The 20120-nt window shown below is 27.2% G+C and carries 16 protein-coding genes and 1 other annotated feature; of the genes, 3 read left to right on the top strand and 13 right to left on the bottom strand.

Annotation, left to right across the window (positions count from 1 at the left end):
- Positions 1-359 precede the first annotated feature (359 nt).
- From EK368_RS13505 to EK368_RS13490, 4 genes are read right to left on the bottom strand one after another with little or no spacing between them, the layout of a single operon-like run.
- Positions 360-1496 carry a tetratricopeptide repeat protein gene (locus EK368_RS13505; protein ID WP_165000464.1) on the bottom strand — a complete coding sequence of 379 codons (1137 nt, stop codon included), beginning with the start codon at positions 1494-1496 and terminating at the stop codon, positions 360-362.
- A 10-nt stretch (positions 1497-1506) separates the two neighbouring features.
- Positions 1507-2250 (bottom strand): hypothetical protein, encoded by a 744-nt coding sequence (locus EK368_RS13500; RefSeq protein ID WP_129600563.1) that lies wholly within the window; start codon positions 2248-2250, stop codon positions 1507-1509.
- Positions 2251-2260: 10 nt separating this feature from the next.
- Complete coding sequence (locus EK368_RS13495; RefSeq protein WP_129600562.1) at positions 2261-4015, bottom strand: B12-binding domain-containing radical SAM protein; 1755 nt, start codon at positions 4013-4015, stop codon at positions 2261-2263.
- Between the two features lie 60 nt (positions 4016-4075).
- Entirely contained in the window at positions 4076-4576 is a 501-nt protein-coding gene (locus EK368_RS13490) for an amidase domain-containing protein (protein ID WP_129600560.1), read from the bottom strand.
- 147 nt (positions 4577-4723) lie between these two features.
- Here EK368_RS13490 and EK368_RS13485 point away from each other — a divergent pair, with 147 nt between their 5' ends.
- Positions 4724-4918, top strand: a complete 195-nt coding sequence (locus tag EK368_RS13485) for a hypothetical protein (protein ID WP_129600559.1) — start codon at positions 4724-4726, stop codon at positions 4916-4918.
- 30 nt (positions 4919-4948) lie between these two features.
- Here EK368_RS13485 and EK368_RS13480 read toward each other — a convergent pair whose 3' ends face one another.
- Complete coding sequence (locus tag EK368_RS13480; RefSeq protein WP_129600558.1) at positions 4949-5839, bottom strand: radical SAM protein; 891 nt, start codon at positions 5837-5839, stop codon at positions 4949-4951.
- A gap of 11 nt (positions 5840-5850) precedes the next feature.
- Complete coding sequence (gene argS, locus EK368_RS13475) at positions 5851-7548, bottom strand: arginine--tRNA ligase (RefSeq protein WP_423243550.1); 1698 nt, start codon at positions 7546-7548, stop codon at positions 5851-5853.
- 54 nt (positions 7549-7602) lie between these two features.
- Positions 7603-7812 (bottom strand) — a binding site (T-box leader).
- Positions 7813-7984: 172 nt separating this feature from the next.
- Here argS and EK368_RS13470 point away from each other — a divergent pair.
- Positions 7985-9403, top strand: a complete 1419-nt coding sequence (locus EK368_RS13470) for a rhomboid family protein (RefSeq protein WP_129600554.1) — start codon at positions 7985-7987, stop codon at positions 9401-9403.
- A gap of 60 nt (positions 9404-9463) precedes the next feature.
- A complete protein-coding gene (locus tag EK368_RS13465) occupies positions 9464-9823 on the top strand; it encodes a hypothetical protein (protein ID WP_129600552.1) in 360 nt (119 codons plus the stop codon).
- A gap of 16 nt (positions 9824-9839) precedes the next feature.
- On the opposite strand, the gene EK368_RS13460 is transcribed toward EK368_RS13465, so the two are convergent.
- From EK368_RS13460 to EK368_RS15005, 7 genes are all read right to left on the bottom strand, one after another.
- A complete protein-coding gene (locus EK368_RS13460) occupies positions 9840-10292 on the bottom strand; it encodes a 2-thiouracil desulfurase family protein (protein WP_129600550.1) in 453 nt (150 codons plus the stop codon).
- A gap of 10 nt (positions 10293-10302) precedes the next feature.
- A complete protein-coding gene (locus EK368_RS13455; RefSeq protein ID WP_129600548.1) occupies positions 10303-12669 on the bottom strand; it encodes an endonuclease MutS2 in 2367 nt (788 codons plus the stop codon).
- Between the two features lie 24 nt (positions 12670-12693).
- Complete coding sequence (locus EK368_RS13450; protein WP_129600546.1) at positions 12694-15123, bottom strand: U32 family peptidase; 2430 nt, start codon at positions 15121-15123, stop codon at positions 12694-12696.
- An 85-nt stretch (positions 15124-15208) separates the two neighbouring features.
- Positions 15209-15772 (bottom strand): cell division protein ZapA, encoded by a 564-nt coding sequence (gene zapA, locus EK368_RS13445; protein WP_129600544.1) that lies wholly within the window; start codon positions 15770-15772, stop codon positions 15209-15211.
- Between the two features lie 232 nt (positions 15773-16004).
- Positions 16005-17702: a DNRLRE domain-containing protein gene (locus EK368_RS13440; protein WP_129600542.1), complete on the bottom strand. Its 1698-nt coding sequence runs from the start codon at positions 17700-17702 to the stop codon at positions 16005-16007.
- Between the two features lie 49 nt (positions 17703-17751).
- A complete protein-coding gene (locus tag EK368_RS13435; RefSeq protein ID WP_165000463.1) occupies positions 17752-19542 on the bottom strand; it encodes a tetratricopeptide repeat-containing glycosyltransferase family 2 protein in 1791 nt (596 codons plus the stop codon).
- 73 nt (positions 19543-19615) lie between these two features.
- On the bottom strand, positions 19616-20120 hold a 505-nt coding region (locus EK368_RS15005; protein WP_165000462.1), incomplete at its 5' end, for a DUF6385 domain-containing protein.

The following is a 20120-nucleotide window of genomic DNA, read 5'->3' as shown; positions in this document are numbered from 1 at the left end:
TGCTGTTTAGTTTTCAAAGGTCAATCTCTTTTTTAAAAGTCACTGTTGTTTTAGCGACTTAAACATCTTATCATTTTTTGTCGTATCTGTCAAGAAAATTTTTTTTGGTATTTTTTAAAAGTTTCTTTTCACAGCGACAATTGATATGTTACCACATTTTTTAAAATAGATCAACTATATTTAATATATTTTTTCTTTTTTTATAAATAAATCTATACATTTATACCATACCTTGATTATTATAAACAAATTTTTATAGATTTATTCTCATTTTTAGTAATTTAGGCGATAAATATACATTTTCTAATCATATTTATCGCCTAAGTTCAATCTATTCTTATAAAGAATATATTTATTTTCTAGTTTATAGTATTTTCTTTCATAACATTTAGTTGTTTGATACACTCTTTTGTAATTGGATCTTCAGGATTAATTTGAATAGATTTATAAAAAATATCCTCTGCCTCATCTATTTTGCCCATTTCTATATATAACATTCCTAAATTACAAAGGATCTCATTATCTTGACTCTTAAATTGAAGAGCTTTTTTAAAATATTTTTCAGATTTCTCAAAATCTCTAATCATAGCATAGCAAAGACCTAGTTCATTTAGTGTATCTACTTGAGTAGGTTTTATAGTTAGTATTCTTTTAAAATACTCAATAGATCTATTTACCTCTCCTATTTGACGGTACCCTAACCCAATAAAAAACAATAAATTCCACCAATCTCCATACCTTTCTATTAAAGGAATGAGTTTTTCAAGGCCTAAAGAAACTTTATTTTCTAAAATCAATGTATACCCTTCTTCATATTGAATTTGATCTTTAATTTCTTTTAAATTGATTAATATTTCTTTTCTTTTTTCTTCATCTATCTCTAATTCTAAACATTTTGACCATGTAAGCTCTGCTTTTTTAAAGGTTTTATCCTTCACATAATGAAATCCTAAGTGATAATAACTTAAAGAAAAATCAGGATATTTTTCTGTAATGATCTCTAAAGATTCTACCCCTTCTTTATTAAATTCTGTTTTTATACTTTCATCTTCTTGTTTTTGTGCAATGTCCTCACAGATTCTGGCATAATTATATAAACCATTTATATCTGTATTCTCCAAAGTTACAATAGCTTTAAAATAAATAAGTGCATCATAAAAATTTTTTTCATCTGCAAATTTCAATCCCTCATAAGCAATATAATTTAATATATTTTCATCAAATTCATATAAAAATTTTTTATAATCATCTATGTATTTAAATTTATGATCTAATCCAATAACCATAATCATTCCTCTGGCCATACTAGCTAATGAAAAATTATAATCTGTTTGTCCTTCTTGAATAGGCTTTACTAATTCATTAATAGATATAGGAATAGGAATTTCTTTTAATATTTCAAACTTAGAATCTGAAAGGTGTACATCTTTTCTAAGCTCAATAAACATGATTTTTTCCAATCTATCTTTTATATGTTTTTCAATTCTTTCTAACATCATAACCCTCCTATATTTTTCTCATAAACATTCTTTTCCTTCTAGTTGTAGTACTTAAAATATCAAATAAAAATCCTCTATAAATCATAGTAAAAGAAATTAAAAATTGGCCTACTATATAAAAGAGTATCCCCTTCATCGAAAAAGATAGAGGTATATTTCCCATAAGAATATTGATATTTATAACTTGTCCTAATACATAATAAATCATAAATCCTAATAATATATTCGGAATCCACCAATCTATAAAATTTTCTTTCATAAAAGAAAAAGAATATGAAAAATTTTCTCCTATAGACTCATCTCTTTGATAAATCACTTCTAAAAGACAATTTAAAAAAACAAAAGCTACAAGCTCAATTAAAAACCATAAAGTAAAGGTCCCAATTTTTATATTCATAATAGGAGCTAAAATGAGATCTATACCATACTTCACAAGCCAAACCACTACCAGTACACCATACATTTTCCATAGATATATCGTAAATCCTTTTTTAAAATCTTCTATGGATATTTTCCCATGCCTTATGATGTTTTCTATTAAATACAAATAGTCTGATAACAGAGCACTTTGCACAATAGTAATGAAAATTCCTCCTAATATCCAAAATAGTGTAGCTACTCTAAATAACAATGCAGAAACGATAAGGTAAACAAATCCAGCAAATAGAATTGGCCAGTTTTTCAAAGATGACTTTATTGTCTTTCTCAATACATTTTTATTAGTGGTATAAAGATCTTGAACAATATTCATAATCCTCCTCCTAGATAGATATTTTTTTATATTTTGCTTTTTCAAACACTTTATGATCTAGTTCATAATCAAAAAGTATAGTAATCTTTTCTTTTTTTATGTCTTGAGTAAGTGGATTTTCTATGATCTTCACAATATTATATTCAAAATTATCAAAATGAACCTTTTTGATAATCTGTTTTGCAGGTACACCCTTATACTTTGGTAAATATTTCATAACATTTTCTTCTTTATGTAAAAAGTCATGAATTCGTTCATGAAAACCTTGTATCTGAGCTTTCTTAAAGAAATATGGAAGATTTCCTTTTCCTTGCATTAAATAATCAAATTTTAATATTTCTGTAAAGATTTCTTCATCCGCAAATTGATTTTCTTTATAAAAAGAAATCAAAATTTCATATAATCCATTTTTAGCATGAGATATATGATGATATCCTTTTTCTTGCCAAAATGCTGCAAGCTCTTCATAAAATTGAGAAGAACGATTATAAAATTTGTTTATAATATATTGTACAGAATGATGAAAAACATGACTATTGAAAAAAGTTTCTACCATCTCTTCTATCATCTTTAATTTTAAAATTTCTTCATAAGTAATATATTTATTTTGTAATACTTCATAAGGTGCTTCTTCCCTATAGATATATTCATGTAGATATTCTTCTTTTCTAATAGGAGATCCTTTTAATAATTTTAAAAATCCAAGTTGTAGTTTTTCTGGTTCTAATGCATATACATCATCAAAAGATTGTTTAAATCTTTCAAAACTTTCAAAAGGAAGACCTGCAATCAAATCTAAATGAAGGTGTATATTTTTAAAACTAGATATTTTTTTAACTACCCTACTTAATATATGAAAATCTACATGTCGATCTATGCTTTTCATAGTTTGATCATAGGTAGTCTGTACTCCTATTTCAAATTGAAACAATCCTTCTCTTACAGTAGCTAAAAAATTTATGGTTTCATCATCTAATAAATCAGCTGTAATTTCAAAATGAAAATTTGTATATCCATTATCATTTTCACAAATATATTTCATAATCTCAAAGCTATGACTTTTTTTTACATTGAAAGTTCGATCTACAAATTTTACTTGTTTTACTTTTCTTTCTAAGAACAATTTTAAATCTCTTTTCACTCTTTCAATAGGAAAAAACCTAACCCCTATAACAGTAGATGAAAGACAATATTTACAATTATGAGGACATCCCCTAGAGGTTTCATAATATATAATTTTATTTTCATCCTCTAAAATCCCATCACGATAAGGAGATGGGATTTTAGATAAATCTTTAATAAGAGGTCTTTCTTCATTTTGATATACCTTATTGTCTTCTCTATAGATGATCCCTTTTATTCCTTCTTTTTTTCCTTTTCGATCAACAATAAAAGAAAGAAGCTCTTTAAATGTTTCCTCCCCTTCTCCATAAATAATATAATCTATTTTGTTTTCTTTCTCCATAAGGCTCCTTCCGTCAAAACTTACTTCAGGCCCTCCTAATACAATTGTCATATCTGGTCTTATTTTTTTTAAATTTCTTACAATTTCTAAAATATGATTAACATTCCATATATAACAAGAAAAACATACCAAATCATAATGATCTTTGTAAATCTCTCCTAATACATAGTCTGTATGATGATTAATGGTATACTCTTTAATCTCCATAGAAAAATCGTCTTTACAATATTGATACAGATATCTTAAAGATAGCGTTGTATGAATATATTTTGAATTTAGTGTAGTAAGTAAAATCTTCATCTCTTAGTTCCTTTCTTTTTTTCTTCATTATTCCCAATTCATTATATCACATTCCTATTTTTATCTAATATACCCTTTTATATGAATAAACCTGATTTTCTTAAAATTATAATTACTCAGTGGATAATATAGTCGATCAATGCTATGTGCTGCGATTAAAATTTTGTCTATGGTTTTTACTCCTGGTAATATGTTTATCACCACTGGTGTATGATCAAAATCATCATCTTCCTGAAAATTAATTTGTACTATATCTCCTAACTCAATATCTTTTATGTCTACCTCTTTCCCAATAGGTCCTACTCCTTTATTATTGGTAATAAATTTATGAAAGTATTTTACCCCCGTCCAAGCAGGAGCTCTATCATTTAAATGATTATAATACCATCCATAAGTACTATAATTCATAGGACACCCTCCTGCATATAATACTTGTGATGCGAAATTTGTACAATCTCCACCCATTTTTTCAAAATCAGAATACTTAGGATTTCTTTTAAGTGCCCAATAAATAGCATACTCAATAGCTTTTTGACGATTGTATTCATAAATTTTTTCCATGATCAATCCTCCTTTCTTTAGCTTATTCACAATATTTTATTTGTTTCTATGCAATAAATTTTTTATTTTATGTTTCTTTGAAGGTTTTATGATTTTTTTATCGAATTATAAAATATACTTGTACATAAAGGAAGAAAGGAGATAGTCATGGAACAATTTGATAAAATTTCAATTGAAGAAGTATCTAAAAAGGATATGCTTATGATCTTACAAGCCCTTGAATATACGGGAGAAAATACAAAAATAGATGCGTTTTTATCTTTAAAAGAAAATATTTTAAAACAATTATGTTCTTTAGCAGAAACATCTGAGGAAGAATTTATTGGATATTTAGAAAAATAGCACACATTTTATGTGTGCTATTTAATCTTTCTAAAGTCCACCGTCTATATCATCTTGTAGACTATAAGTATCTTTTAAATTATTATACTCACTTTTTAATACATAATCTATTTGATTCAGTAAACGTTGTTTATCCTGTGGCAAATCTCCTCCTAAAGCAACATAATTAGCTGCATGATTGCTTCTAAAAGTACAATTTTTCACATCTAAGTTTTGAATCAATTCTCTTTGCTCAATCAGTAATTCTTTTGGACTTAAAAGTTCAATTTCTCCATTTTTCACTTGATCATAAAGTTCTGTTCCTCTTTGTACACGTAATCTGATGACTCCTAAATAACGAGGATTGATAGAATTAATTAATTTTGCAGACTCTCTTGCATTTTCTACCCATTTCTCTTTTCCTCCAGCACCAGATATAAGTGTAATAGAAAGATCTATTCCTGCTTCTGTCATTTTTTTACATGCTTCAATTGTCTCTTCAGCTGTAACACCTTTTTTAATAAATTTTAATATCTCATTGCTTCCAGACTCTGCTCCAAGATATGCAATTCCTAATCCTAATCTTTTTAATTCTTTTAATTCTTCAACATCTTTTCTTAATATATCTTTTGCAGCACTATACACTGCAACTCTTTCACATTCTGGGAACAATTCTTTTATTTTTGATAAAATTCTTACTAGATACTCTGTTTTTAATGCTAGAGCATTTCCATCTGCTAAAAATATACGTTTTACTTTTTTATAATAATTTCTAGCCATTACTAGATCTTCTTCTATTTCTTCTATCTTTCTCATTCTAAATTGTTTATCCTTGTACATACTACAAAATGTACACTTATTGTGAGAACATCCAATAGAAACTTGAATAATTAAACTATAAGCCTCACTAGGTGGTCTATAAACACTTCCTTCATATCTCATATTATTCCTCCTTACATTTTTTCAGGTGCTTTCATACCCAATAATCTTAATCCATTTTTTATAGTTTGTTTTGCTACATAAACAAGTAATAATCTTGCTTTTTTTAATTTTTCATCTTCTACTATAATAGGGCAATTGTGATAAAATCTATTAAAAGATTGTGCTACATCTACAATATATCTTGTCACAATAGATGGTTCATATTTTCTTGCTGCTTCTTGTATAATTTGTGGAAATTTTTGAAGATCTCTTATTAAATCCATAGCTTCTTCATTAGATAATAAAGTATAATCTATACCATTATCTATCTCTATGCCTGCTTTTCTAAGTACACTACATGCTCTAGCATGAGTATATTGTACATAAGGGCCTGTTTCTCCATCAAAATTTAGTGTACGCTCCCAAGAGAAAGTATAATCTTTAATTCTATTATTAGAAAGTTCTTGGAAAATTACTGCTCCAATTCCAACTTCCTTGGCAATTTCATCAATGTTAGAAAGATTAGCATTTTTTTCTTTTATAATATCTGTTGTTTGCTCCACAGCTTTTCTAAGCACATCTTCTAAAAATACTACCCTTCCCTTTCTAGTAGACATAGTTCCTTCTTCTAAACTTACAAGTCCAAAAGGAACATGAACACAGTCCTTTGCCCAATCATATCCCATAAGCTCTACTACTTTGATCCATTGCTGAAAATGTAAATTTTGTTGAGATGCTACTACATATATATTTTTATAAAAATCATAATGTTCTTTTCTATAAATAGCAGCAGTAATATCACGAGTAATATACAAAGTAGAACCATCGCTTTTTCTAATGAGTGCAGGAGGCATATTATAATCACTTAAATCTACTATATCTGCTCCTTTAGATTCATTCAATAGATTTTTTTCTTCCATTTTATTTAAAACACTCGGCATTTTATCTGAATAAAAGCTTTCTCCTGCATAAGAATCAAAAGAAATACCTAGCATATCATATACTCTTGCAAATTCTTTTAAACTTACTTCTCTAAACCATTGCCATAAACCTTTTGCTTCTTCGTCTCCATCTTCTAATTTTTTAAACCATAGTCTTCCTTCATCTTCTAGAGTAGGATCATTTTCTACTTCTTCATGAAATTTAATATAAAGTTTTAGTAATGTAGGAATAGGATTTTTTTCTACTTCCTTTTCATCTCCCCATTTTTTAAAGGCTACAATTAATTTTCCAAATTGAGTTCCATAATCCCCAAGATGATTAATAGTAACTGTATCATATCCTAAAAATTCATATAGCTTATAAATCGCATTTCCAATGACAGTACTTCTAATATGTCCTATATGAAAAGGCTTTGCTATATTAGGAGAAGAAAATTCTATAATAACTCTCTTCCCTTTTCCTAAATCAGATGACCCAAAAGAATCTTTTTGTGAAAATATTTCTTCAATCACATTTTTTGCAAAAATACTTTTATCTACAAAGAAATTTACATAAGCTGCAGTATTTTGTACTTTCTCAAAAAGTTTATTTTCTTCTACAGAAGAAGCTATCTCTTGAGCAATCACATTAGGTGATTTTCTAAATAATTTTGCTAATTTAAAACAAGGAAAAGCATAATCTCCCATTTGAGAATTAGGTGGTGTTTCAATCATTTCTAAAATTTCAGATACACTTAAATCTTGAATTTTTTCATTTAAAATGTTTGTAATTTCTTTTTTAAAATCAATCATATTCATTCTCCTTCTAGTTTATTCTTAAAAACAAAAACTCTCACCTCCTTATAAAGAGACGAGAGCTTTCCCGTGTTACCACTCTTGTTGATACAAATGTACCCACTCTATTCCCTGATAACGGTAGGAATCCGTTTTACTTACTTATTTTCAGCAAAAATCTCTAAGGTACGTTTCAATTTTAGTAGTGTATCGGACTTTCACCTTTTCCGACTCGCTTTGACACATCCTAAAACCTACTTTCCTCGTCATCGATAAATCATTCTTTTTGTCTAATAATTTACCATACTTCTTTATTGAAATCAAGCCCTTATTCAGTAGAAAGTTTAAAATATAGAATAATCCGTATCTTATGGTATAATCAAAAGAAATATAAAAATTTCAAATCACCATTTCTATATATTATACTTAAAAAGAATTGGAGGTATTTTAAATGATAAGATGGATTGGTTTATGGATCAAATACTTTATTGAAAAAGAGGAATTCTTTATTGATCCACATAAACAATTTCAAAATATTTATGATATTGTTTTACACAAACAATTTTGGTTGTCTCACTTTTTTATTCATTTCCTAGAAAATGATTTTTTATACAATCCTATAGATTATCAAAAAAGTATTTTATACAATCAATACAAAGAAATAAAAATGAAAAATAGCTTTCAAAAGTTGTTCTTCTACAAAATTATTTTTTTAGAAGAACAAACCTATCCTTCTTTTGAGGAGCTTTCTATATGGTTACAAAAAGAAAATATACCTATTCATATCATAGGTATTCATATGAATTCTTTAAAAATATTTTCTCTATTTTCTAATTTTAAAGACAATCAAAAGGTTTTATCTTTTATTCATACATATATACATTCTGTATACATAGATGATACACAAGAATTGAATTTATTAGACATAGAATACAACACAAAAAAAGAAAAGGGTTATATCTTTGAAGAAAATCATTTTTATCTATATAAGTGGATCATTGCACTTAATATCATATATTTTATCTATATATCTTTACATGGAGGAACGAAAAATATATACAATTTAATTGAGTTTGGAGCAAAATACAGTCCTCTCATTGCTGATGGACAATATTATAGACTTTTTACAAATATGTTGATTCACATTGGGATTATGCATCTTCTCTTCAACAATTATGCACTTTATTCATTAGGAAAGGATATAGAATCTATTTATGGACCTTTCAAATTTTTGATCATATATATTTTTTCTGGTTTTATAGGATCTCTTTTAAGCTTTATATTTAATACCGCTATTTCTGCCGGTGCATCTGGTGCAATCTTTGGTCTTATGGGAGCTTATTTTTATTTTGGAATACGTAGACCCTTTATTTTTTCAGCACGGTATGGTATGAATTTAATTACTATGCTTATTATGAATATTGCATTTGGACTAGCCAATACAAATATAGATAATTTTGCTCATCTTGGTGGATTTATTGGAGGATTTTTCGTTAGTCTTGCCATTGGATTGAAAGAAGAAAAAATATTTAAAAAAGAAAATATAAAATTTCAAATCTGTATTGTATTTATCCTTAGTATTTTATTAAACTTTGGAATACATCTACAAAAAAATTCTTTACAATATTATATTCATACTGGGGTATATTATATTGGAAAAAATAATTTATCACACGCAAAACATGTCTTTGCAGAAGGACTTGATAAAAATAAAAATTCAGAAGAACTTTATTTTTATATAGGATATACTTACTATCTAGAAAAAAATATAGAAAAATCAATTTTTTATCTACAAAAATCACTATCTATCAATCCAGAAAATGAAATGGCAAATAAACTCTTACAATCCATAAAAAATCTTAAGCTTTGAAACTAGTATTGTTTATAATTATCTTTTCAAAGGAGAATACTATATATGGGAGGTGTGTGTATGAAAAAATATATAGTATATCCTATCATCTTTATTTTATTATTTTGCTCCTGTGCAAATAAAAAAGAATACATAAAAGAATTTCCTTATCTTCCACAATATGAAAACTTGAAAATAACAGATTTTGAAGAAGCTAAAGATAAAAATGGACTTAATCACAGTAATTTTTCAGTAAAAAATGTTCAATTCGAAAATTTTTTATCTGATTATGAAAAAATTCTTCGTGATCATAATTGGAAAACTATAGACGATAAAAAACCTTTTTCTATTCAAGTTCAAAAAGATGATCATTTTGCTATTATCGTCATCACTTCACAACAAAAAGATAAAGATATCAAAGGAATCATTTATGCAAAATAACCGCTCAATTGAGCGGTTATTTCCATGGATGGTTTTCTTCATTCCATATAACAATTCCTTGTTTTTTTAATAATGTAGCCGTAACACCATCTCCTGTTTTTTTTGTTCCTGAGAATGTTCCATCATAAATCATTCCACAACCACAAGATGGACTTCTTTGTTTTAAAATCGCTTTTGTCACTCCATATAATTTGGCAATTTTTAAAGTTTCATCTGCTCCTTTTACAAATCCTTTTGTTTGATCTTTTCCGTTTTTATCTATAATCTTAGCCCTTTTTAATAAGACATCCTCTCCATCTCCCCCTAAAATTTCACAAGGAGTTCTTGGAGTAGTTAATCCTCCTAATTGTTCAGGACATACTAAAATAGCTTTTTTTTCTTCAATAAGTTTTTTAATTTCTTTATGTTCATTACTACCCCCATCATATCTACACTCAATTCCTGCTAGACAAGCACTAATGAGTATCATTTTTCCCCTCCTATTTCAATTCTACAATCGTAACTCCTGTTCCACCTTCTCCATAAGCCCCATCTCTAAAAGTTCTTACATGCTTATGACCTCTTAACATTTTTTTGATTCCTTCTCGTAAAACACCTGTACCTTTTCCATGTATAATTGTTACTTCAGAAAGCCCTGCAATATATGCATCATCTAAATACTTATCTGTATCCATATAAGCTTCTTCTAGAGTCTGTCCTCTTAAATCAATAGAGCTTTTTACACTTTGTGTCTTTTGTTTCATAATTTTTCCTGCACCAGTTTTTGAATACTTTTGTGTTTCTTCTTGATCTAATCTCAAGCTTTTAATATTTACATTCACCTTCATAATTCCTACTTGTATCAATACCTCTCCACGATCATCTGGTTTTTCAATAACTATTCCCTTTTGATTCAAATTAAGTAAAAACACATTATCTCCTGCTTTTAAATTTTTAGGAGGCTTAGTATTTGTAATTCCTAATCCTATTCCATCTTGCATATCCTCTATTTTATCTCTTAATTTCTTTCTACTTTCTTCTATTTTTTTATTTCTGATCTTATCTTCTTCATTTTTTAACTGCTGTAAAGATTTAATAATTTCATCTGATTCTTCTTTTGCTTCTCTTAAAAGCTTTCTTGCTTCTTCTTTTGCTTCTCTTATTATTTTTTCCTTTTGCTCCATGAGCCTTTCATACTTTTGTTCATATTCCTTTTTTTGCTTTTCAATCATTAATTTTAATTTTACAGCTTCATCTCTTTCTTCTTCTGCCATACGTCTATCTTTTTCTATTGTCGTTAAAAGATCTTCAAATTCAATATCTTCTTTTGAAATAAGACCTCTTGATCTTTCTATGATCTTTTCATCTAATCCTAATCGTTTAGAGATTTCAAAAGCATTAGACTTTCCTGGAACTCCTATCAAAAGCCTATAAGTAGGACTTAGAGTTTCTACATTAAATTCTACAGAAGCATTTTCTACTTTTTTTGTAGTGAGTGCATACTCTTTAAGCTCAGTATAATGAGTAGTAGCAATGACTTTTGCTCCATTATTTGCTAGGTGTTCTAATATAGAAATAGCTAGTGCTGCTCCTTCTGTAGGATCTGTTCCTGCTCCTAATTCATCTAATAAAATCAATGATTTGTCTTTTGTGTCTTTTAGTATTTCAACAATGTTTGTCATATGAGAAGAAAATGTACTTAAACTTTGTTCTATACTTTGCTCATCCCCAATATCTGCAAATATTTGGTCAAATACTGATAATTCAGTTCCATAATCAGTAGGTACATGAAGTCCACATTGCGCCATAATAATAAGAAGTCCTACCGTTTTTAACGTTACAGTTTTTCCTCCTGTATTAGGTCCAGTGATTACTAGTGTATTAAAATCTTTTCCAATCCATATATCTGTAGGCACCACCTGGTCTTTATCTAATAAAGGGTGTCTTCCTTTTTTAATTTTTACAAATCCATTTTGATTCATATTCGGCTCTACTGCATTCATAGCTACAGCAAGCTTTCCTTTTGCAAATATAAAATCTAAAATAGCTAAAATGATTTGATTTGATTTGATTTCTTCTGATTTTTCTCCTATTAGATCTGTAAGTTCTTTTAAAATACGTTCAATTTCTGTTTTTTCTTTTAATTTAAGTTCCTTTAGCTCATTGTTAAGCTCAACAATTGCCATAGGTTCTATGAAAAGAGTAGCTCCACTAGAAGACTGGTCATGTACAAGTCCTTTAATATTTCCTCTATATTCTTGTTTGACTGGAACTACATATCGATCTTGTCGGATAGTAATAATAGCATCCTGTAAAAACTTTTGATTTTGACTAGATGATATAATACCATTTAGTTTACTTCTAATCGCTACATTTTTATTTTCTATGCTTCTTCTTATACTTCTTAATATAGGACTTGCATGATCAGATATCTCACTCTCTCCAACTATACATTCATTAATCCTATCTTCAATACTTTTAAATGTAAATAAGTTTCTTATATAACCTCTTAAAATAGGAAATTTATCTTCTCCTTCATTAACTTCTTTCATAAAGCTTTTTATTCTTCTTGCAGCTCTTAGGGTATCACTTACTTCTAAAAGCTGAGAAGGCTCTAAGAAAGATCCTATCTCTGCTCTTTTCATATAATAAGATAAATCACGAACTCCTCCTAGGGAAATACTTCCTCTTTGCAATATAAGACTTGTTGCTTCATGAGTTTGTCTTTGATACTCTACTACCTCTTCATATTTTGTAGACGGAATAATTTCTTTTGCTAATTCCTTTCCTAAACTTGACTCTGTATGCTTTAATAGCATGTTTTTTATTTTTTCAAACTCCAAAACTCTTAAGGTTCTTTCGTTCAATGCTAACTCCCCTTTATATTTGTATTACATGACACCTCTGTAGAAATGTCCTTTTGTAAGTCCCTCTTTTTTTATTTTATCTATGAATTCTTTTTTAGGTAAAATTCCCTTCATTCCTTGTATATACATATTTAAAGTCTCTTTAATCTCTTCTTTTTTCTCTATACTAAACTGTATTCTAAAAGAATTTATTTTTGCTTGTTGTAAGTCTTTTATATGCTCTATCATACAAAGCTTTTGACTATTTAAAATTTGTATTCTACAATGATCATCTTTTACGATAGGAAAAACAACTCCTAAAGGATCTTTTAATCCAAGGTTTTTATTATAACATATTTTACATTTTTTTTTGCCTTCTCCTAAAACACTAGATGTAGGACAAAATTTACTAATCATCAAAGGAATATTCCCATGAAGGACTACCTCTATAGGTATATCTGCTTTTTTAATGATTTCTTTAATTTGTTTTAAAGTAAGCTCTAATGATAAAGTACATTCTTTGATGCCCATTTTTTCTAAGTTTTCTAAGGCATAATTATTAAATACATTTAAAGAATAATCAGAAACCATGTATAGATCAAGTTCTTTACATATATTTAATATACCTAAATTAGAAACAAGCACACCAGAAATACCTTTTACTTTAGAAAGTTTCTCTTTAACTATCAAAAGCTCTTCATCTTCTGTAATTCTTCCAAAAGATATAAACAAATCTATATTTTTATTTTTTGTTATATTTATTGCTGCTTCTAGCGTATCTATATCTGTATAATAAATTCTATCTATAGGAAAATCCAATGTAGCCTTTAATTGTTCCAAATTATTGATCACTACATGCATATTTGTTTTTTCTTCTTGAATATATTTTTGATGGAACTCATGATGCAACTTTTCTTCTATGTTATTTATTTCTTTTCTAGTATTATAATTTTCTCTCAATTGATTTAAAGATTCTATACCTTTTCTTCTAAGTTCATTAATTTCTTTAGCAGAAATAGCTACTTCTTCATCTAATAGAACATGAAGATTTTTAAAAATATATGGAGTATTTCCAAGTTTTTTCATCTGACTTTCTACTTTCTCTTGATCTGTAGCTACTTTTATAGCTTTTTGTACTTTTGCTCCTTTTTCATGAACATAATTTCCATTTTCATCCCAAAGGGTTAATTCTATTTCTTGTCCTAGCTTACCTATGAATTCTCCTGAAATAGGAATTTGTACCTCTTTTCTATTATAAGTTTCTTGTGCCCATTTTAACAACTCATGATCTGATGTTTTGTATACGAGTGTATTATTTTCTACATAATCTTTAAAAGAGACCTCTATGATTTCCTTAGGCCCTGCAAAATTTATTTTTTCTTCATTTTTCCATAAAACATCTACCATAGTTCCTGGTGCATCTCCTCTTTTTGTCCATATTTGGATACCATCCCCTTTTGAAAGTTCATTTTCTAATTGAATTCTTACTCTATTTCTTTTATGATTATATCCTATTACCTTTCCTATCTTTATTCCTCTATTGCTTGGTTTTTCAAAACTCATTAAACTTTTTCCTTCATCTCCTAATAAATAACCTTTTGTAAACCTTCTATTAAATATCTTCTCTACTTTGTCCATCATCTCTTGATCTGTATGAATCTTTTTATGAATGATATAAGAATCAATAGCTTCTCTGTATGCTTTTATTACAATAGCCACATATTCAGGTCTTTTCATTCTTCCTTCTATTTTAAAAGAAGTTACTCCCAAGTCTATGATTTGATGTATATCTGCTAAAGTATTTAAGTCTCTTGGACTCAATAGATAATCTCCTACTTTACTTTTTAATACTTTTTTACTTTCTAAGTCTACAAGCTCATATGGTTTTCTACAAGGTTGAGCACATGTACCTCTATTTCCGCTTCTCCCTCCAATCATACTGCTCATCAAACATTGTCCAGAATAGGAAATACATAATGCTCCATGGATAAAAATTTCTAACTCCATATTCGAATTTTCCCTAATATATTTTATCTCTTCTTTTGTCATCTCTCTTGATAAAACAACTCTTTTAAAGCCCATCTCTTCAAGAAGTTTTACACCTTCAAGGCTATGGACAGTCATTTGAGTACTAGCATGAAGTTCAAAGTCTGAAAAATTATCTTTTACCAATTTTGCTACTCCTAAGTCTTGTATAATAATTGCATCTACATCTATACTGTATAAAAATGAAATATATTCTTTAAGCTCCTTAAGTTCTTCATTAGAAACTAATGTATTGACTGTTACATATACTTTTACTCCTCTTACATGACAATATTTCACTGCTTCTTTTAATTCTTCTTCATCAAAATTTTGTGCATATTGTCTTGCACTAAATGATTTTCCACCTAAATAAATAGCATTGGCACCATTTTGTACAGCAGCCTTCATAGCTTCTATACTTCCTACAGGTGCTAATAGTTCTATATTCAAATTGATCAACTCCTAAACAAAATTCAAAAAAAGTAGTAATATTATTATATCACTACTTCTCTCATAACATGAAAAATATTCTACTTTACTTTCGATCATCAAAAGTTTCAATAAATGCATCTAACTCTTTTCTTGTTTGTACATACTTAATTTGGCTATCTAATACCTTTTTTTGAAGTTCATCATTCTTTCTTTCCATTTCTTCAATTTCTCTTTCTTTCTCCTCTAAAACTTCTTTTAAATTTTCTATTTCTGTTTTAAAATTTTTACATTCAATATTTTGAGACAAGCCTTTCATTTCTTCTTGCAATCTTGTAACAATTTCTTGATAATGTATTTCTCTTTGTTCAAAGTCAGCCATAGTAGTTATTAATTGTTCCTTTGTCTTTTCTAGTTCCTCAAAAGGCTTTTTTGCTTCATGCTCCATATTTTTAAATTCTTCATGAAGCTTAAAATATTCATCTGCAATATTTAGACACGTTAAAACAGCTATCATTGCAGTACTTAATTTCGTACTATTTCTTGCAATATGTAGCATTTTATCATCTACGTAATTGGCAACCTTTTGCATATATTCCCTAGATTCCTGGCCAACCATTGTATATTCCTGACCATATATTCTAACAATAACTTTGTTTTTGTTATTCATCTATATCTCTCCTCTTGAAGGTCTGGAGTCTTATATATGAATTCTCGAAAGAGGATTGATTTCCTTCTTTTGATTATAAAGAATCATATTTATATTCTCTATTATATTATACTTAATATACAAAATAAATACTATATGTATTATTTATTATATATTAGAATAAATATGCATCGTTGTACCTAGTCTCTTATTATATGGCTTTGTCTACAATCTAAAATAGGCACTTCTGTGCCTATTTTCTCTTCAAAAGTATTTTAATCATTTGCTTCAATCCCTCTATATCTATTTTCTCAAATATTTTTATAGATCTTATAAATTCTTTATAAGCCATTTCATAAAATCCATGTAAATAATACAATTTCGCTAATTTTAAAAGTACTTCATCATGATCTATTATATTTAAAAGATGTAAAGATTTTTCAAAGACTTCTGGAGAAGCTCCTTCTATTAATACATCTAATAATTCAAAAGTAATAGCTATTGTTTTTTCAGATTGTTCTTTACTAAAAATATAAGGCTTTTCATCTTTTAATATTCTTTTAAAAGAATCATAAACACTATATTTCAAATTGTTTTCCGGTTCTCTTATCCTTCCTAGTATTTTGGATGCTTCATGCATAGATCCATCTAAAACTTTACACAAAAACATTTTATATATAGCTTCTTCTTTATATTCTTTATCATTAACTTTTCTAAAATCCTCATAAGCTTTATGATAATCTTTTAAAAATAATAAACACATTCCTTTATAATAAAGTAAAGTAGATGTATCTTTTAAAAATTCTTGTGCTTTTAGAAAATATTCATATGCACATCTATAATTTTTTTCATTCATAAAGACTTTTCCTAAAATTATATAATTTTTTCCATTCAAATCATTTTCCAGATGATTTTCTAATTTATTTTTTATATTTTCCATATCTCTTTCCTGCTTATAAAGTATTTTATATAAAAGCGAAAGACTATCTATAGAATTTTTATTATATTGTAATGCTTTTGTACAGTACAAATATGCTTTTTCATAATCTTCTAATTCAAAATAAATATTTGCCAACTCATCAGATGGTTTAAAAGTTCCGCTTCCCGTTATAAAATTAAATGCTAAAGGTCCTTCTCCTATTTCTATGCACCTTTTAAAGGCTTCTATTGCACAAAAAAATTTGTTTTGTTTTTTTAAAATCTCTCCTTTTTTATAGATCAAATCAGTAAAATCTTTATAATACATAATAACTTTGCGAATCAAATCTAGTGCTTTATCATATTCTTTTATTTTTTCTAATTCTATGACCATATTCAGTATGCTTTTAGGTTCATGCATTTCATTGTGAAATGCTTTAGATAACTTTTCATACTCATCTATAATATCAATATTTTCATTACCCTTACTATAGATCTTTTCATTTGTTTGTTTATAATATATTTTCATTTTAGGAGCATGTAAATGATCTCCTAATCCTTTGCTACAAAAAGATATTAAATTATTTTGCCTTTCATCTGAAGCTTTTAGTAAAATCCCTTGATTAGAATATTTTTTTATATACCAATCTCTAAATAATTTAGTAATATCTACTTTTATATAAGTATCTATTTCATCCTTAATTTGAAAAGTACTATATATTGTTTGATCTATAGAAGGTTGGTTTGAAAAATTAACTTTATCTTCATCAAAGTTTTCTTCTATTCTGTGTACTTGAAATGATTTTATAATATCTTGATGATCATTTCTAATAATATAAAGTAATAATTCTACTTTTTCTACAATTCCTTTTCCAATTAAAATAGGTACTGGAAATTCTAAAAGACATCTATAAATAGAATCATCCATATATTTCCCTAAAAAAAGAGCATAATAATCTCTATAATTTTCATAAGCCATAAAGCTATTAATAGTAGTATTTTTTTTAGGACTTTGTTCTAAGATTTTCATCATATTTTCTTTCTCCTCTCAGAACCTTTTATATTATCATATATTTTTTTCTTTATATTGTTCCTTTTATAACTTTTTTCATAATCTCTAATCCTTCTTCATCTATCATATTAAATATTTTTATAGATCTAATACATTCATCATAAGCTAATTGTTTATATCCATGGCGATCATAAATTTTTGCCAAAAGAAGCAACACTTGATCATTTTCGATTAAATTCAAAAGTTGTAAAGATTTTTCAAATATTTCTGGAATAGCAATTTCAATAAGCATATTGAGCAATCCAAATATAATATTTACATATTCTATAGATTCTTCTATATTTTCACTTAATACTTCACATTCTTGATTTATAACAATATTATAAAAAGCTTTATATACCTTTGTATTTTTTTGCGTTTTTTCATTTTGTATATTATCCAATAGTTTCTCAGCCTTTTGTGTTTCTCCTAATAAAATTTTACAAAGTATTTTTTTATAGATTGTTTTTTCATAAAAGTTTTCATCTTTTACTTGTATAAATTTTTCATAAGCCTTTTCATAATGCTTTAAATATAAATAATTCATTCCTATATAATAATTTAGCTTTAAAGAATTTTTCATAAGTGTTTTTGCTTTTAAAAAATATTCTAAAGATATATCATATTTTTTCTGACCAAAAAATATATCTCCTAAAACAATAAATGCTGGTCCATTCAAATTTTCTCCAAAAAATTTTTCCATTATTTTTTTTATATCTTCTATTTTCATTCCTCTTCTTATAAATATTTTTAAAATTCTATGAAGTGGCAAATGAAAAGTTTCTTTTGCTTTTATACATTCTACATAATATTTATAGGCTTCATCATAATCTTGTAAGTCAAAATAAATTTCTCCTAATTTATACAGTGTTTTATATCCTCCCACATCATTTAGTATTTTTAAATGTATAGGAGGATCTCCATTTTCAATACATTTTTTAAGGCTCTTAATCGCCAAAGAAATTTTTCCTTGGTTATAAAAAATATTTCCTCTTATATATTCTAAATCTGTAAATTTGGGATAATATCTTAATCCATCTTCTATGATCTGTAGAGCTTTTTTTATATCTCCTTTTTGTTGTAATAAAATAATCATTCTTAATAATAGCTTGGGACTAAAAGCTTTAGAAGGATTAAAACGATTGTATATCTTTTCGTATAATTTATAAGCTTTTTCATATTCTTTCATTCTTAAATATTCATTAGCCATATTAAAAATATGAAAATCATCTTCTTTGTTTTCTATCACCCTTTCTAAAATTCTAATATTTCGTTCTATCTTATTTTTTTCTTTTGTTTCTTCTTTGAGATATCCATAATGATATATTTGTATTTTTTCTATTTTAACTTTTTCTTTTGAAATATCTCCTTCTCTAGATCTTAATTGCTCATGAATGGCTCCTTCGTATCTATATCCTTTATGGTTTTTAATCAGTCTAATATTTAAATTGCTAACAGTATCTTCTCCTATAGTATTTCCTACATAGCTTAAAGTTTCAAATATATAAAAATCTATCTCCTTGTGATCTAATAAAGGAGCAATTTTGTATTTATCTTGTTTGTCTAATTCATCATCTGCATCCATAATCAAAATCCAATCTCCCTTTGCCTTTTGTAATGAAAAATTTCTTGCATCACTAAAATTATCATTCCACGGAAAATCAAATACTTTAGCTCCATATTCTTTTGCTATTTTTATAGTATCATCAGTAGATCCTGTATCTACTATAATCATCTCATCTACAATATCTTCTACACTCTTTAAACATCTTCTGATATTTTTTTCTTCATTTTTTACAATCATACATAAACTCAAAAGCATCATAATCCCCCTTTAACTTTAGCTTACAAATATTTAAAAATACAGCTATGGGATAAAATCCCATAGCTATATTTTATGATTGAGCATTGTAATAAGCTATAACTGTGGTAGTATCTGAAGGTGTCAAATGAAGTCTTGTATAATTTAAATATTTTACAGGAACAATTACACCATTCTCACCTGGTCCAATTTCTACTGCTGTTGCAGCATCATCCACAAAATATGCATTTTCTGTAGTTGGAGAAATTTCTAATTTTGCAATAACAGTGGCACTTCCTGTATTTCTTACATAATAAGAATACATATTTTTTTCTGAAGTATCCATTTGTAAAGAAGTAATAGCTGCATCAAAATCACTAATTGTTGTATTACTTGTATCAAATTCACGTCCTACTAAGCTTACATCTACTGTATTAATAATTTCTGTTAAAGCATCAATAGTATCTACACTTGCTACATTGCTTACTTCGCTTACTGTTATTACTGCACTTATTGTATCTACTACATCTACACTCGCTACATTACTTACTTCATCTACTGTTTCTACACTTGCTACATTGCTTACTTCGCTTACTGTT

This window comes from Anaerophilus nitritigenes, from assembly GCF_004138215.1.
GTDB lineage: Bacteria > Bacillota > Clostridia > Peptostreptococcales > Thermotaleaceae > Anaerophilus > Anaerophilus nitritogenes.
This window is presented reverse-complemented; position numbering and strand designations above follow the sequence as displayed.